The sequence below is a fragment of the bacterium genome (assembly GCA_021372515.1).
In the GTDB taxonomy this organism is placed as follows: domain Bacteria; phylum Gemmatimonadota; class Glassbacteria; order GWA2-58-10; family GWA2-58-10; genus JAJFUG01.
Window position 1 is genome coordinate 1 of sequence record JAJFUG010000097.1, and the last position, 15,976, is coordinate 15,976.

General features: G+C 64.4%; 13 protein-coding genes. 2 read left to right on the forward strand and 11 right to left on the reverse strand.

Annotated features, from left to right (window positions below):
* The 11 genes from LLH00_09570 to LLH00_09620 form a co-directional block, all read right to left on the reverse strand.
* The coding region (locus LLH00_09570; GenBank protein ID MCE5271516.1) for an alanine racemase at positions 1–518 on the reverse strand (518 nt) is incomplete at its 3' end.
* A 180-nt stretch (positions 519–698) separates the two neighbouring features.
* Positions 699–2,039 (reverse strand): aspartate kinase, encoded by a 1,341-nt coding sequence (locus LLH00_09575; protein ID MCE5271517.1) that lies wholly within the window; start codon positions 2,037–2,039, stop codon positions 699–701.
* Positions 2,040–2,167: 128 nt separating this feature from the next.
* A complete protein-coding gene (locus LLH00_09580; GenBank protein ID MCE5271518.1) occupies positions 2,168–2,752 on the reverse strand; it encodes a hypothetical protein in 585 nt (194 codons plus the stop codon).
* Positions 2,753–2,786: 34 nt separating this feature from the next.
* Entirely contained in the window at positions 2,787–7,511 is a 4,725-nt protein-coding gene (locus tag LLH00_09585; GenBank protein ID MCE5271519.1) for a tetratricopeptide repeat protein, read from the reverse strand.
* A gap of 123 nt (positions 7,512–7,634) precedes the next feature.
* Entirely contained in the window at positions 7,635–8,129 is a 495-nt protein-coding gene (locus LLH00_09590) for a hypothetical protein (protein ID MCE5271520.1), read from the reverse strand.
* Between the two features lie 152 nt (positions 8,130–8,281).
* Positions 8,282–9,181, reverse strand: a complete 900-nt coding sequence (locus LLH00_09595; GenBank protein ID MCE5271521.1) for a L,D-transpeptidase — start codon at positions 9,179–9,181, stop codon at positions 8,282–8,284.
* 117 nt (positions 9,182–9,298) lie between these two features.
* Complete coding sequence (locus LLH00_09600; protein MCE5271522.1) at positions 9,299–10,066, reverse strand: rRNA pseudouridine synthase; 768 nt, start codon at positions 10,064–10,066, stop codon at positions 9,299–9,301.
* A gap of 7 nt (positions 10,067–10,073) precedes the next feature.
* The gene (gene scpB, locus LLH00_09605; protein MCE5271523.1) at positions 10,074–10,688 is read right to left on the reverse strand and encodes an SMC-Scp complex subunit ScpB; all 615 of its coding nucleotides are present in this window, start codon (positions 10,686–10,688) and stop codon (positions 10,074–10,076) included.
* Positions 10,688–11,563, reverse strand: a complete 876-nt coding sequence (locus tag LLH00_09610; GenBank protein MCE5271524.1) for a segregation/condensation protein A — start codon at positions 11,561–11,563, stop codon at positions 10,688–10,690. The genes scpB and LLH00_09610 overlap by 1 nt, the downstream gene beginning before the upstream one ends.
* A 31-nt stretch (positions 11,564–11,594) precedes the next feature.
* Positions 11,595–12,590, reverse strand: a complete 996-nt coding sequence (trpS, locus tag LLH00_09615) for a tryptophan--tRNA ligase (protein MCE5271525.1) — start codon at positions 12,588–12,590, stop codon at positions 11,595–11,597.
* 126 nt (positions 12,591–12,716) lie between these two features.
* A complete protein-coding gene (locus LLH00_09620; protein MCE5271526.1) occupies positions 12,717–13,379 on the reverse strand; it encodes a site-2 protease family protein in 663 nt (220 codons plus the stop codon).
* 299 nt (positions 13,380–13,678) lie between these two features.
* Here LLH00_09620 and LLH00_09625 point away from each other — a divergent pair, with 299 nt between their 5' ends.
* Together LLH00_09625 and LLH00_09630 are read left to right on the forward strand one after the other, a co-directional pair.
* Complete coding sequence (locus tag LLH00_09625; protein ID MCE5271527.1) at positions 13,679–15,343, forward strand: sodium:solute symporter family protein; 1,665 nt, start codon at positions 13,679–13,681, stop codon at positions 15,341–15,343.
* A gap of 121 nt (positions 15,344–15,464) precedes the next feature.
* Positions 15,465–15,976 (forward strand): site-specific DNA-methyltransferase (locus tag LLH00_09630; GenBank protein MCE5271528.1); only part of this gene is annotated, 512 nt, incomplete at its 3' end.

Genomic DNA, 15,976 nt, shown 5'->3' on the forward strand with positions numbered 1-15,976 from the left:
ACGGCCAGGCGCGTCGCCCCGGCTGCCAGGCAGGCGCGGGCCACCGGAGCCGCCCCCGCCCCGTAGCCGTCGCACTTGACCATGGCGGTGAGGCCTACTCTCTCCCCGGCCGCGCGCGCCACCGCGCGCAGGTTATGGGCCAGGGCCTCGAGGTCGATTGTCAGACAGCTTCCCGGCATCCAGCCGAACGCCAGGTTAAGGGCGGTTGCGGGACGGCAGCCGGAGAGGCCGGCCCAGAGACGGAGGATGTCCCCGGAGGCCGGGACATAGGGCCGCCCGCCGAGAGCCTCGCGCAGGCAGCCGGGAGAAACCGCCTCAAGAGCAGTCCCTCCCGACGCGCGAATCGACTCCGGTATCGACCCCGGCGCGGTCCCGGCGGCCACCAGAGTCAACATCCGCCCCGGCGGTCCGCACAGAGCGCTCACTGCCAACGGCTCGGCCGGAGCCGCCCCGCTCTCGCCAGACTGGCGGTCGAACACCAGGGTCACCCCTCCGGGGCTGTGAAAAAATGCGAGCATGTGAGTTCCCTGATAGTAATCCAGCGAGGCAAAAAGCCGCAGCGCGGTGTTCCGCGCCAAATCGTGAGAATCGTAAACAGGGCAGGAATACGTAAGGGGCGGGTTTTAAACCCGCCCCTACGGTCAAACCGGCCATTCATGGCCGTTCTGATTTCCAACGCTCCGCCTGATCTGGACAGCTCAACTGATGCAGGCGTAGTAGAGGGCCTTGATCGCCCGCTCAGCGTCCTTGTCATCCACCACGAACGTGATGTTGATCTCGGAGGCGCCCTGGGAAATGACCTCCACGTTCACCCCGGCCGTGCCGAGGGTGCTGAACACGCGGCCGCTCACTCCCGGGGTCTGGCGCATGCCCTCGCCCACGATGCAGATGATTGTCTTGTTGTTGGCCACCTGGACCTCGGAGAACCCGCGCAGGTCCTCGACTATCCGGTCCAGGTCCTTCTTGCTGTCCACGGTCAGGCTTACGCTCACCTCAGTGGTGGCGACCACATCCACGGCTTTCTTGTAGCGGGCGAACACCTCGAACAGGCTGGCCAGATAACCGTAGGCCCCCAGCATGCGGTTGGAGAATAGGTCCAGGCGCGTGACGCCGCTCTTGCTGGCGATGGCCTTGATCACTTTCCCGTGCTTGATCCGCTCGTTGCGGATCACTGTGCCGGGGTTCTTGGGCTCGAATGTGTTCAGCACCGACACCGGGATGTTGCGGCGCATGGCCGGCTCGATGGTCTTGGGGTGCAGCACGCGGGCCCCGAAAGAGGCCAGCTCCTTGGCCTCGTCGAACGAGATTGTCTCCAGACGCTCGGCATCCGGCACCACGCGGGGGTCGGTGCTGCGCATGCCCGAGACATCGGTCCAGATCTGGATCTCATCCACCTCGAACGCCGCGCCGACCAGGGCCGCGGTGTAGTCGCTGCCGCCGCGTCCGAGCGTGACGATGCGCCCGTCCTCGGTCCGTCCGACAAAGCCCGGCACCACCAGGGTGCGTTCCTCGTCACGGAACCGGCAAAGGACCTTGTCCTCCATCTCTGGAGAGACACTGGCGTCCTGGAAAAAGTCGTTGGTGATTATGTCCAGCTCGTCCACATCCACGCAACGGCTGGGCACTCCCTGCTTGTCGAGCACCGAGGCCAGGATGAAACTGGACAGGCGCTCGCCGAAAGAGAAAATCTCGTCCAGGAATTCGTGGTAGGGACGTTTGGTGGCGGCCAGGGCCGCGGTCAGCTTGCCCCAGATCGGTGAAATCGAGGACCAGTCCAGGCCCAGCCCGGCCAGGACTTTCTCGTGCTTGTCACGGATCGCGGCCAAGTTGGCCTCGAACGGCTTGCCGGTATAAGCCAGCTCGGCCAGGGCCTCGAGCTGATCGGTAATCTTGGTTTCGCCTTTCTGCGCCACTCCCACCGCGGATACCACGACCAGGGGACGGCGCTCCAGGGCGGAGCGGACAATGTCGGCCACTGCGAGAATACGGTCGGCGGTGGCTACCGAGCTGCCGCCGAATTTCATTACTATACGTCCCATTCTTTCTCCAATGTGATTCCGGACCGGAAGTAAGGTCATAAACTCGGGTGTGATTCCGGCACGATTGCGCCGAAGTGTTAAAGCTAACAGCCGTTCGCAAATATTTCAATGATAACCGGAGGAATATGTCAGTACCGCACCTGCCGGCCGGTGACCAGGGCCGAGAACTTGCCGATGGCAAGCTCGGCCACGGCCGTGCCGCTGTCCGACGGGCGGATGAAAGTCAGCCGCAGGCCGAGGAAAAAACGCTCCCGGCCGAAAATACGGTTGAGCCGCGGGTCGATCGAGGTGAGCTTGAAATGCGCGGGCAGGCTGGCGCGGCTGCTCAGGGTGAAAGCCAGGGAATCGCTGTACACCTGCGACGAGCCGTCGTCCAGGAAAATGGTCAGCTCCGCCTGCGCGGCCTTGTCAGCGCTCAGGTCGCCCTCGAAAGTGAGTTCCACGCGGTCCACATCCAGGGACTTCGAGGTTCCGAGCGGCATGTCGACCGTAGAGGGGTCGATACGCCAACTGAAATAGCGCTCGCTTTCCGGTCCGCCGGAGCCGACATTCTCCACCAGGATACTCGCCCCGGGGTTGACATGATCGAGAAGGTCGACCTCGATCCGGGCGGCCCCGTTGTTGCAGCCCGCAGCCAGCAGGGCCGAGAGCAGCGCGGCGATCAGCGCGCGGCGCAGGGTGTGTGATGCGGAAACGAAAGCGGTTCTGTCCATTTCCCGATCTCTTAAGCTCCCCGCGTGTGACAGTTCAGCCCAGGCGCTCCGAGATTGCGGTGCAGAACTCGCCGAACTGGCGGTTGGAGGTTTTGTCGGCCAGGCCGCGCAGCTCGTCCAGCAGCTCTTTCACCCCCTGCGTGACGTGCTCCCGGTCCAGGCGGAACAGGATCATCTCGCGCAGCGAGTGCATCAGGTTCTCGGGCTGCCCGGCCCGACGCAGCGCCTCGACCGACTCGGCCAGCATCGCGCTGCAGGCTGCCAGGTCGGGCGCGCTCTCCTGGGCCAGGATATCCTGGGCCAGGTTACGCAGCGCCCAGCCCGTGCCGAAATCATCCTCCAGGCTCCGCCCGATCTCGAGAGCCTTCCCGTGGCTGGCCCGGGCCGCGTCCAGCTCGCCCCGCTCGCGGTGGATTTCACCCAGCAGGTTCGCCAGGTCCATGCGCTGGAGGTCCCAGCCACCGGAGTCGGCCAGGAGCTGTGCCGGCTCCAGCACTTCGAGGGCTTCTGCCTGGCGGCCCAGGGTGTGCAGCACCTCGCCCAGGTTGTAGCGCGTGGCGGCCTCGAACTCGAGGTACTGGATGCGCCCGGCCACCTGCAGGGCGCGAGCGTACCAGGGCACGGCCTCCTCGAAACGCTCCAGGAACATGTAGCTTTCGCCGATGTTGAACTCCATGGCGGCCAGCTCGCGGCTGTCGCCCACCAGGGCCGAAAGGCGCGAGTGCTCGCGGCTCAGCAGCTCCAGGGCTTCATCCGCGCGGCCCATGTCGTTGGCCACCACGGCCATATTGATCCGCACCATCACCTCGGTCTTGAGGTCGCCGATGGAGCGGGCCAGCTCCAGCGCCTTGCCCAGCCACCCGCGGGCCTCCTCCAGACGGAAGGCTTTCATCAGGGACAGGCCCACCGAGTTGAACAACTGGGCGCGGGGTTTCTTGAACCGCTCCTCGCTCTCATTGCCCACCAGCTCCAGGGCCTGGTGGTAGATTTCCAGCGCCTGGCTGAACCGTCCCTGGCGGTGCAGCACGCTGCCTCGGTTGCGCAGAAGAGCGACCCGGAAAATCAGGGCCTCGGTGGGATCGCTCCCGGCCGCGCTGTCGAAAGCCTCACCGGCGCGGTCCAGAAGGCCCAGGGCACGCTCGCGCTGGCCCAGCTCCAGACAGGTGCGGGCGCAGTCGTTCAGGATCGCGGCCAGACGGGCCCGGTCGCGGGTGGTCTCGGCGGCGAGCTCGAAATTCTGGACCGCGGCGCTGTAGTCGCCCGGAGCGGCGCGCTGCGAAAGCGCCCCGGCGGTAAGATACAGGGCCAGGGATTTAAGCTCGCTGTCGCTCGCCTGCCCGGCCAGGGTCTCCAGGGCGGCGTAATCGGCCAGGGCGTCCACATAGCGGCCCAGCAACTGGTTCACCTGGCCGCGCTCCTCGTGCAGCACCCGTCGCCGCTCCGCGGCATCCACTATTTCGTAATCGGCCAGTATCCGCTCGGCCCGGCCGAACAGCAGCAGGCTGCGCTCGTTGTCGAACACCGAGCGCGCCAGGCGTCCGGCCTCCAGGTAGAACGCGCAGGCCTTGTCCGGCACCTCGGCGTTGGCGTAGTGCAGGGCGGTCATCAGCACTCTCTCGAACTGGTTGCTCAGGTGTGTGCTCTCGAACACCCGCGCCACCTCGCGGTGGAGCCTCTTGCGCAGGCTGGGCACAAGCTCCTGGTAAAGTTTTTCGCCGATCAGGGCGCGCTTGAACGTGTAGACCCACTCCGGGTCGCGCTCGTTCTCCAGGCGGGTGATCTCCTGGCCGGTCAGGCGGCTGAACAGCTCCTCCAGCTTGGTGTCGCCGAACAGACGGCCGCCCTCATCGACCGCGGGCAGGAACTGGCGGATGATGACATAGCGCAGGATATTGCCCAGGACGGAGGAATACTGGATCGCGGCGTGCTCCTCGGCCGGAAGGCGGCCCAGGCGCTCCTCGATCACCCCTTGTATCTTGTTCGGGATGGTCACGCCGACGAACTGCTCGGCGTCGAAACCCGTGCAGCGGCCGTCCGCCACCCGGATGATCTCCATCTCCTGGATCTTGCCGCAGAACTCAATGATGAAGAAGGGGTTGTTCTCCAGCTCCTTCTGCAGCTTTTCCCGCAGCACGGCGGGCAAGCCCTCGCCGCCGGCGCTCTCCGGGTCGAGGCCCAGGGTGATCCGGGCCAGGGTGTCCACCGCCTGCGGCTCCAGCAGGGGTGGCTGAAGCAGCTCGCAGTCCAGGGGCAGGGCCGGATCGGCAAGCAGGCCAAGCTGTTCCTTGTGGCGGGCGTTGACACAGATCACCAGGCCCGGCCCGACCCGCCGGGCCAGGTAGCCCAGAAGATGCAGGCTGTTGCGGTCGGCCCACTGCAGGTCATCGATGCACAGCAGCACCACGCCCCGGCCCGCCTGCTCGCGCACCAGGGCGGCGAAGATATCGGCTGTGCGGTCGTAGAACACGTTGCGCCGGGCCTCCGGGTCCAGGGCGCGCGAAAGAGCGCTCTCCGGCGCCTCCACCCCGATGAACGAGGCGATCACAGGGGCCTGTACGGCCAGCTCCGGGTCGAGCCGGGCCAGCACCTGAGCGATCTTGTCCAGGCGCAACTCGGGCGGGTCCTGGTTGTCGATCCGGAAAACCTGTTCCTTGAGGATGCGGATGAACGGGAAAAAGGGATAGGCCCCCTCATCGTTGTGGCTCTCGGCCATGGCGGGGTCGGCGCTCACCCCGGCCCCCCCGGTAGGCCCCTCGCCCTGGTACCACGAGTAGCACTCGCCGAAAAACACCGGCCAGCCGCTCTCGAGGGCCCAGTTGGCGAGTTCGGATATCCGGCGGGTCTTGCCCACCCCGCTGGCGGCGATGAAAGCGATGAGCTGGCTGCGCTCCACCTCGCCCGCGGCCGCTTTCTCGATTATCTCCATCGCCCGGCTGATAAACTGCCCGCGCCGCATGTCCTCGCTGTTTCTGACCACCTGCCCGTCATAGGTCACCAGCGGCAGGCGGCGCAGGCGGGCGATGAAATCGGCCACGCTCTCGGTCCGGCTGCGCTCGGTCAGGTTGAACAGGGCCACCGGCTGGCTGAAACCCTTGAGCTTCACCTCGCGCTCGGGCCCGCGCGGCTGGATCAGGTGGTCCACCTTGCGGCGGTGGCTCTCGATGGTGAACAGGGTGCCGGGAGCGTGGACGAACCGGTGCTCCTGGTCCTGCAGCAGGGCCTCGTTGACCAGGCGCGCGGCCAGGTTGCAGTCCGGCCCGATGATCGTTTCCTCGTTGTGGATTATGTTGTCTCCGGCCGGGCCCTGGAGCGCCTTGCCCACGCTCAGCCCGCCGCGCAGCTCCACCCGGCCGCCGAACTGGCGGCCCACCTCGCGGTTCAGGTCACGCCAGGCGTTCCAGAGAATTTCAGTGTAATAGCGGTCGCTCTCCTTCTTCTCGGCCGCCATGGTCCCCAGCACCCCCATCAGGTTGAAATCTCCCTTGGGGAAAATGTTGTACTTGTAGAGGATGCCGTAGCGGAGCATCACGCCGTGGATCGTGTCGGCCAGCGGGTCGAGCAGCTCCTCCGGCTTGTCGAGGGCGAAATTGACGAACAGCACACCGCTGTCGCGCACCGCGGAGCAGCTCTCATCCAGCAGCAGGTTCGTGTTGCCGTCGCGGCCCAGGTTGCGCACCACGTGCAGCAGCAGCGAGCGGCTGCCCAGATAGCGCTCGATCTCCAGGAACCGCCCGCCCAGCTCCAGCAGGATATCAGTGGCCGTCATCCCCTCCGTCGCGCTCCAGTCTCCCTCCGCTGCGGTCAGCCCGGCCTCGCAGGCCCGGTCGACCCAGGGGACGAGCTTGTCCATGCCCGCGGGGCAGATCACCACCTTGCGGAAACCCTCCTGCGGTTCCGAAACCGCCAGGTCGTCGGGGGTAAGGCCCAGCCAGCCCTGAGCGAACAGGTCGGCCAGACGGGCATAGCTGACACTGTCCACGGCGAAGCCTTTCACCTCCTCCAGGTCGGGCCGCACCTGATCGTCGTTGCCTCCCAGCTTCTCGGCCTGGGCCACCCGCTTGCCGGTGGCGCCCCAGGTGATACGCGCCCGCACCGCCTCCCCGTAGAACGCGCTGCCGGGCTTGGGGTCGAAGATCACTCCGCCGCTGGCCTTGACCACCAGCTTCTCGATGAAAGCGCGTATCTCTTTCTGGTGCGGCTTACCGGCCAGCTTGCGCCGCAGCTCCTGGCGCACCTGCTCCGTGATCAGGGGCATCGAGGCGCGGATCGCCAGCATCACCTTGAGCGTGGCCACGCCCCGGTCGGCGCTGCCGTCCGAGCCCTGCAGGAGCTCGAAAAGCAGGCCCATCTTGTTCAGGCAGAAACGGTTGAGGATGCTCAGGTTCATGATGTCGCCGGCTTCCTCCTTACCGAAACGGTCGGTGAGGAAAGTCAGCAGCGCGGTGAACCCGCTCACGTCGGCGAAGAAAAAATAGCTCCCGCTGCCGTCCCTGTTGCGAAGGTAGCCCAGGATCGCATCCCCGCCCCGCTCGGTGATCCCGTAATCCTGGTCGCGGGCCGGGATGAACAGGCTGGCGCAACGCTCCACCCGCTCCAGGTAGGTAAGCATGCGCCGCACCTGCTCCGGGTCGGCCGTGTCGAGGCCCTCGCGGCAGAGAGCGGCCCAGCGCGGATGTTCCTGGAGCAGGATGTCCTGGATCATACGCTGGCGGCTGTCAGGGGAATACTGCGGGGCGGGAGGGCTTTTTCTCAGGATCATCGGATGGCCTCGGATACAGTTGAGAGGGCGACAGAGTAGAACGGGAGGGGGACTCTGCGCCCAGACACCCTTAGTATACGAGCGCGGCGCGGGCTTGGCAAGTGCGTAAATCGAAAGCCGGTTTCAGTGTTCAGACAGGAAAATCTCAATATCATGGATGAATTTCAAGATCCCTTGCTCGATCCGCCCGGTCAGAGAATTCAAATCCCTGAAATCGGGAGCCTCGACCAGGACATGCTCCACTATGGAATCGTAGCCCTTGACTGTCGGCACCACGCGGTGCCTGTCCCAGCCGGAATCCTTGAACAGCTGCCAATATTGCGTCTGAACCGGCTTGTTGTATCCGGACAGCCAGGCCTCGAACCTGAACTCCTCGTGATTGAACACTATGGCGATCTTAAGGTTGCGCTGTTTGAGCGCCTCCGGAGAAAAGGCAAAATACGTCATATCCATGTAGCCGAAATAGAGGCCGCCGGACACGTAATATTCCGGATACCTGTCTTTAAGGTGCGTTTTCAGAGCCTGCATGTATTCCATCAGCCCTTTGTACGCTTTCTGGATCGCCCCTTTGCCCAACTGGAGCCTGTATTCGCTCATGCACTCCTGGAACGACGGCATATCCGGCCCCTCCGATAGCGACTGTCAGAATGCAGACTCCGCGGACCGCCCGAAAAAAAGTCCGCCACAGGCACGGTCGGCAACCCCGCTGCGCGTGACGGACATCATTGTTGCGCATTCCCCTGCGCCCGGAGCCCCGCTCGCGTGCGCGGCTACATTTTCTCGGAGAATATTTTCCAGCCCTCTTTGGAGTCCATCAGGTAGAGCAGCTTGAAACCGCTGGCGCTGAACCCGCTGGACTTGTAGCTCTGGATGAACGAGGCCACGGTGTAATCGTGGTAGCGCCACAGGCGCAGGTCCGTGACCTTGACCTCGATTTTCTTGTACTGACGGTTGAGGCGGCCCTTGTAGTCGCGCCAGGCTTTCTTGTTCATGCCTTTCTTGCCGTGGAACCGCTCGTGATAGCAGTCCATGTAGCCGTCCAGGTCCTTGCCGGCCCAGGAGACGCGCCACTTGTCGATCAGCGCGTTCATTTCCTTGCGCTCGCGCTCCATCTCGGCCGGGGGAAGGTTCATCAGGCTGTCGTCGATGATGATCGGGGTGTCGCGCAGGCCGATGAAATGCGACAGCTCGCGGATATCCTCGTTGGTCACCACCACGCAGCCCTCGGTGTCGTAGCTCTGGTTGACCCGGTTGTCGTCATCCACCGCGTGCAGCCAGATGCCGGAGCCGGTCTTGTTGTCCAGCTCGTCGTAATCGTTGGGATAGTCCATGGTGAACGCCATCACGCCGTACTTGTCGGGCAGCTGCCCGTCATCCAGATGGCCGCGGAAGAAGTAAATCCCGTTCGGGGTCTTCTTGTCGCCCTTGCGGGACTTGGGGCCGTTGTTGTTCTTGCCGGTGGTGCAGCGGAACTCCTTGACCAGTTGCGGGCCCTCGGCCGCGGAGCTGTAAAGGGCCAGGGTCTGGGTTTTCTTGTCCACCACCAGGGCGTGGCTCTTTCCGGAGGGACCCATCTGTAGAAGGTAAGCCGGGATTTCACGGGCAAGGGAGGGACAGGCCGCGGTCAGGACGGCGGCGCACAGGCTGAGGATCAATTTGCTCGGTTTCATCATTCTCGGGAGGATAGTTCTCGAATCGGTTTTCAGGTTCATCAAGGTCAGAGTGAGCGATGCATGAAGATAAGAAACCGGGTGCCACCTTGTCAAAACATTTCCTGACTTAATAGTTCATTTCTCGCCAGGCGCCTTGTCTTCACCCGCGGGCTGCCGCTCCAGGGCGCGCATCTCGCGCGGCGTGCAGCGACGGCTCTGGCCCGGGCTCAGGCCGGACAGGCTGAGCGGCCCCAGCTCGGTGCGGCAGAGGTGGATCACCCTGAACCCGACCTCCCCCAGCATACGGCGGACCTGGCGTTTCTCGCCCTGGTGCAGCACGGCCTCCAGCGTGGTGGTCTCGGCGTCGGAGCGGATGATCCGGGCGCTGTCCATGCGCATCGGGGTCCCCTCGATCTCCAGGCCATGCTCCAACTGGCGCAGATGACGGGTCTCCAGCTTGCCGGCCACCTGGACCACGTAGTGCTTGGGCACCTTGAACGAGGGGTGGGTCAGACGGTGGGCCAGCTCGCCCGAGTCGGTGAACAGCACCAACCCCTCGCTGTCCTTGTCCAGACGTCCCACGTAAATCCAGCGGTGCTCCCGCTCCTCGGGCGGCAGAAGGCTGTAGACCGTGTCCTGGTTGTGCGGGTCGGCGGTCGAGGTGACCGTGCCGACTGTCTTGTAGAGGATCAGCCCCTTCGGGCTGGCCTCCGAATTCACGCTGAGCGCACGGCCCTCGCATTCCACCAGGTCGGCGGCAGGGTCCACGCGCACGGCCGGGTCGGTTACGACCTGCCCGTTGATCCGCACCCGGCCCTCGCGCACCAGGCGCTCGGCCCCGCGGCGCGAGCTGAGGCCGCAGTCGGCCAGGAATTTCTGTATCTTCACGCTTTCGTTGTCCACACTCACCTCACATCAGGACCCGTTGCTCCCCATCCGCCGGGGCGGCCTCACCGGCGGGTGCCGGGGCGCTCTTGTCGGCGGCGGGGCCGGAATGTTCCTCCAGCAGCACCTGGAGCTCGCTTTCGCGCGGCAGCTGGTCCAGACCGGCCAGGCCGAAATGCCGCAGGAACTGGGACGTGGTGCCGTAGAGCAGCGGACGGCCCAGCACCTGGGCCCGGCCGGTCACGGTGACCAGCTTTTTCTCGATCAGGGTCTTGATCACTCCGCTGGCGTTGACCCCGCGAATCTTGTCCACCTCGGCCCGGCTGATCGGCTGGCGGTAGGCGATGATGGCCAGGGTCTCCAGGGCCTGGAGGCTCATCTTGCCGGCGGCCACCTGACGGCCCAGGCTGCGGATCTGCTCGGCGAAATCGGGCAGGGTGCGGTGCTGGTAGCCACCCGAGATCATCAGGATGCGGAACGAGCGGCCCTGCATCTCGTAGGCCGAGTTGAGCGCCTCCACCGCGCTGGCCACGGTCTCGGCCGAGATGTCCAGGACCGAGGCGATACGCTCGGCGGCCACCGGCTCGGCCGAGGCGAACACCAACGCCTCGACCACCTGTTCTATCGTGTGCTCAGCCATCAGGTTTCAAGCTCTCCTGTGGAATCCCCGTCCGGTTCGGCCGGGGGAGGGCTGTCCTGCCCGGCAACGCCGTCGCCCTCCGGGGGCGCGAAACCGTTTTGCGGCACGTCCTCCGCCTGGGCGTCTCCCTCGGCCGGGCGTTTCCTGCCGCGCAGCACCCAGAGGTTGCCGAAATTGTCGGCCTGCTCCACCTTGATCTCACCCTGCTTGGCCATCTCGAGCAGGGCCACGATAGTCACCACCAGCAGCATGCGGGTGCCGCCCTCTGGGAACAGGTCGCTCAGCAGGATTCGCTTTTTCGCGGCCAGCAGGCGGCGGATCAGGGTCACGCGCTGGGCGGTGCTGATTTTCTCGCGCACCACCCGGTGCACCGGGGGCGGCGCCGGGGGCTTGCGGTTGAGGAAACGGCTGAACGCCAGCATCAGGTCGTTGATCGTGGCGTCGATCTGCGGCCCCTCGGACTGGTCCGCGCCCTCCTCGGCCGAGAGCAGCTCCAGCTCGTTCAGCCCGCGCTCGCTGCGGCGCTGGCTCAGCTCCTCCAGACGGCGCATGTGCTCGGCGATTTCCTTGAACTGGAGGTACTCGACAATCTTCTCCACCAGCTCGGTGCGCGGGTCCTCGTACTCCTCGTCCTCGCCCACGGGGCGCGGCAGCAGCATGCGGCTCTTGATCTGCAGCAGCGTGGCGGCCAGGAGCAGGAAATCGCCCGCCTGCTCCAGGTCCTGGATTCCCGCCTGCGTGATGTACTGCATGTACTGGTCGGCGATCAGCGCGATCGGGATGTCGTAGATGTCGATCTCGTTCTTGCGGATCAGAAAGACCAGCAAGTCCATCGGACCCTCGAACACATCCAGCCGCACCTGGTAGTCGGCCATTGCCGCCCCTTCGGGAAACGGGCTCCCCGGTTCAGTATTCCATGCCCATGGCGCCGCGGACCATTCGCATGGTCTCGGCGGCGCACTTGGCGGCCTTTGCCGAACCCTCGGCCAGGATACGCTCGACCCGCTGCGGATCGTTGTAGTATTCCGCCCGCCGCGTGCGGATCGGCTCGAGCACCGCCCCGATAGACTTGGCGAGCATCCCCTTGCAGGCCACGCAGCCCAGTTCGCCCGAGCGGCAGCCGGAGGCGATTGAGTCGGTCTCGGCCTTGTTGAACACCTCCTGATAGGCGTAGACCGAGCAGACCTCGGGGCGTCCCGGGTCGCCGCGTCGCACTTTCTGCGGGTCGGTGATCATCTGGCGCACCTTGTTCGCCACGGCCAGGTCGTCATCCGACAGATAGATGCAGTTGTCCAGGCTCTTCGACATCTTGCGGCCGTCCGTGCCCGGCAGGCGCGCGGTCCGGGTCAGCTTGGCCTTGGACTCCGGGAAGACTTCCTTGTACAGGAAATTGAAACGGCGCGCGATCTCGCGGGTCATCTCCACGTGCGCCACCTGGTCCTCGCCCACCGGCACCAGATCGGCGCGGTAGAGCAGGATATCGGCGGCCTGGAGCACCGGGTAGCCCATCAGGCCGAAATTGATCTTGCCGGCCAGGCCCATGTCGTCCACCATCTGCTTGAGCGTGGGATTGCGCTCCACCCACGGCATCGGGGTGATCATCCCCAAAAGCAGGTTCAGCTCGGCGTGCTCTTTCACCTTGCTCTGGATCAGGAACGTGGAGCGCTGGGGGTCGAGGCCCACGGCCAGCCAGTCACAGACCATCTCGAAGATGTTGTTCCCGATGGCGGTGGTTTTCTCGTAGCCGGTGGTCAGCACATGCCAGTCGGCCACCAGGAAATAGCAGTCATAGCTGTTCTGCAGCTCGATCCAGTTCTCCAGCGCCCCGACCAGATGGCCCAGGTGCAGCTTGCCGGTGGGACGCATGCCGCTGAGGATCACGCCTTTCTTTTTCGCTTCCATTGCTGTCCAGTCTCCACAAATGACCTTCGTTTATTATCCGGAAACCATATTTATGCAGCCCGTCCGCTTTCCGGCGGGCGCCATTTCCGGGGGGAACACCCCTCTGCCCTTCGGCTGGCCGCTGTCTCAGAACCCCAGCGCGCCGGCCGAGACCACCACCTTGAGCAGAAGGCCCATCATCCAGTGGGCCGGGGTGAGCAGCACGTTCAGCACGTTGAAATACATGGCCGCCAGCAGAATGAGGAACCCGTAGGGCCGTATCCGGTCGAACGTCCGCGCCGCCTCGTAGGGCAGAAGGTTCTGCAGGATATGCGAACCGTCCAGCGGCGGGATCGGGATCAGGTTGAACATGGCCAGCACGAGGTTGATCCACATGCCGTAGCGCAGGACCATAACCAGGTTGGTCTGCCAGCTCGACAGGCCCGCCCCCGAGGGGGTGAGCCAGAGGAACAGGACAAACAGCAGCGTGAACAGCAAGGCTAACAGCACGTTGGACACCGGCCCGGCCAACGAGACGATTATGTCGTCCCGCCGCGGGTGGCGGTAGTTGTAGGGGTTGACCGGCACCGGCTTGGCCCAGGCGAAAAACATATTGGTCCCGCTCAGGGCCAGCACTACCGGCACCAGGATCGAGCCGACCGGGTCGATGTGCGGGACCGGGTTGAGCGTGATCCGGCCCAGCATGCGGGCCGTGGGGTCGCCGCAATACTCGGCGCTCAGGCCGTGGGCCACCTCGTGCACCACCACCGAGAACAGCAGTATCGGAATGACTATCAGATAGGTTTCCATCCACCCTTCTTTTCACCGGTCATCGCCACAGGCAGGCCTGTCCGCCGGGGATTGGATCGAACCGGGCGCTCCGTGCGCCCACTGTCCCGCCTAAACGGAGTCAACATAAGCGCGGCAGGAGTTTTTGTCAACCGGACCGGACAGGGGCCGGCCCTTTAAGCGTATCGGCCAGCGGTACTTTGTTATTGACCACGGCGCGGGTGCGGCATATCTTTGCCAATCGTTGTGTCCCAGCGACCTTGAATATTTCCAGCATACGTGATTTCCCAGGTATCCATCTTCCAGCACCGGAGACAGCTATGGGATATATCGGTCTGATCGTCCTGCTCGCCTTCCTCCTGTCAAAGATCCTCATCGGGGGGCTGCTCTCGCGCTGGATCGACACGGGGGACGATTTCATGGTCGCGGGCCGTCACCTGACCCCGTTCATCCTGGCCTCCGCCCTGACCGCGGCGAACGTAAACCTGTTCAGTTTCATCGGACAGAGCGGCACCGCCTATATGCACGGCATCTCGATCATCTGGCAGAGCTGGACCGGCAACATGGGTCTGGTGTTCGCCGGCCTGCTGATCATTCCCATCCTGAGACGGCTCAAGATCAAAACCGTCCCCGAATTCCTGGAAATGCGCTACAGCCGGGTGATCCGGATCCTTATCGGCTTCATCTGGGTGATCCGCCTCACTTTCTGGCTGGGGGTCGTGCTGGTGGCCGCCACGGTCGCTTTCAGCACCATCGCCTACGTGCCGGGCTTTGAAATCACCTCCTCGCAGACTTTCTGGCTCTTCCTTTTCGCCGGCATCGCCATAGTCTTCACTTTCATGGGCGGGATGTGGGCCGTGACGATCATCGACTCGATCCAGTTCATCCTGATGCTGGGCGGGGCGCTGATAATCCTGCCGATAGTCATGGCCAAGGTGGGCTGGTGGCCGGGCCTGATGTCGCACCTGGCCGAGGGCCGGATGAACCTGGTGCCGCAGACCGGCCTGTACAACTGGAAGTTCATCCTGGCGATCTGGATCCTGGGCATCCAGTGGGCGAGCACGGACGCGGGGCTGCTGCAGATGTCGCTCAGCTCCAAGGACGCCCGCAGCGCGGCCCGCGGCCTGGTGCTGGCCGGGATCATCACCACGCCGTTCGCCCTGCTCTGGATCCTGCCCGGCCTGGTCAGCTCGGTGCTGCTCCCGGGGCTGACCAACATGGACAAGGCTTTCCCCACCCTGATCAGCACTTCGCTTGGACCGGCCCTGATCGTCCTGGTGGCCTGCGGCCTGCTCTCCAACCAGATGAGTACGGTCAGCACCAACCTGACCGGAGCGGCCAGCGTTTTCTGCAACGATGTCTACAAGAGTCTGTTCAACCGGGAAGCCTCGCAGCGCCAGACCCTGATCATCGTGCGGACGATGATCGTGCTGGCCGGGCTGATGGGGATCGGCTTCGCCTTCCTGATCCCGCTGATCGGCGAGAACGTGGTGGCCGCCTACCTGACCGTGGTGGGTATTTTCGACATGCCGTTCTTCGTTATCACCATCGTGTTCGGCCTGCTCTGGAAACGGGGCAACTGGCAGGGCATGCTGATCGGCTATATCGTGGGGATAATAGTGGGCTCGCTGTCCGCCTATTACCGTGGCGTGGACGCTTTCTTCTTCTCCACGTTCCTCAGCACGGCCTCGGTGCTGGTTGTGGCGCCCCTGGCCTCGCTGTTATTCCCGGCCCCCCCCAAGGACAAGGTCGATACGGTCTGGCGCGCCCGCCAGCATGACGTCGAAGGCGACGGCAAGCCGTTCCACCTGTTCCCGGTCTCCGGCGGCGGACGGTTCTTCATGGCAGTGTTCTTCCTCGGGCTGGCGCTGTTCCTGGCCGGTGTGTTCTCGGGGTCCGTGGGCTATGTCCACGCCGGGATGCTGGCCCTCTGCGGAATGGTCGTCTATTTCGCGGGCGGGCTGCTAAGGCTTATGTTCGACTGAGGCGGAAGGCGTCTTGCCTGTAGGGGCAGGCCCCCGTGCCTGCCCCGTCCAATCCGGGCGGCCACAGGGGGCCGCCCCTACAGAAAGCCATATGCAGGACAAGCTCCTTAAGGAGCGCCAAATGCCGGAAAACATTCTCTACTACGGCGACAACCTCAACATCCTGCGCCAGCACGTGCCGGGCGAGAGCGTGGACCTGGTCTACCTCGACCCTCCGTTCAACTCCAACGCCTCCTACAACGTGCTGTTCGCCGAGCAGGACGGCAGCCGGGCCGCCTCGCAGATCCGCGCCTTCGAGGACACCTGGACCTGGGACCAGGAGGACGAGGCTGTCTTTGCCGAGTTGGTGACCAAGGGCGGGAAGGTGGCCGACGCCCTGCAAGCATTCCGCACATTTCTGGGGCCCTGCGACCTGCTGGCCTACCTGGTCATGATGGCGCCGCGGCTGGTCGAGCTGCGCCGGGTGCTCAAGCCGACCGGGAGCATCTACCTCCACTGTGACCCGACCGCGAGCCACTACCTAAAGATGCTCATGGACGCAGTGTTCGGGCCTGGAAACTTTACGAATGAGGTGATTTGGAAAAGGTCTCTCCCACATGGGAATCAATCAAAAAAGTACGGAGCTTCGCATGA

Coding starts and splice junctions, on each gene's coding strand:
- LLH00_09580 (MCE5271518.1), bottom strand. CDS start 2,752: ATGGACAGAACCGCTTTCGTTTCCGCATCACACACCCTGCGCCGCGCG.
- LLH00_09625 (MCE5271527.1), top strand. CDS start 13,679: ATGGGATATATCGGTCTGATCGTCCTGCTCGCCTTCCTCCTGTCAAAG.
- LLH00_09590 (MCE5271520.1), bottom strand. CDS start 8,129: ATGCCGTCGTTCCAGGAGTGCATGAGCGAATACAGGCTCCAGTTGGGC.
- LLH00_09585 (MCE5271519.1), bottom strand. CDS start 7,511: ATGATCCTGAGAAAAAGCCCTCCCGCCCCGCAGTATTCCCCTGACAGC.
- trpS (MCE5271525.1), bottom strand. CDS start 12,590: ATGGAAGCGAAAAAGAAAGGCGTGATCCTCAGCGGCATGCGTCCCACC.
- scpB (MCE5271523.1), bottom strand. CDS start 10,688: ATGGCTGAGCACACGATAGAACAGGTGGTCGAGGCGTTGGTGTTCGCC.
- LLH00_09575 (MCE5271517.1), bottom strand. CDS start 2,039: ATGGGACGTATAGTAATGAAATTCGGCGGCAGCTCGGTAGCCACCGCC.
- LLH00_09595 (MCE5271521.1), bottom strand. CDS start 9,181: ATGAAACCGAGCAAATTGATCCTCAGCCTGTGCGCCGCCGTCCTGACC.
- LLH00_09610 (MCE5271524.1), bottom strand. CDS start 11,563: ATGGCCGACTACCAGGTGCGGCTGGATGTGTTCGAGGGTCCGATGGAC.
- LLH00_09620 (MCE5271526.1), bottom strand. CDS start 13,379: ATGGAAACCTATCTGATAGTCATTCCGATACTGCTGTTCTCGGTGGTG.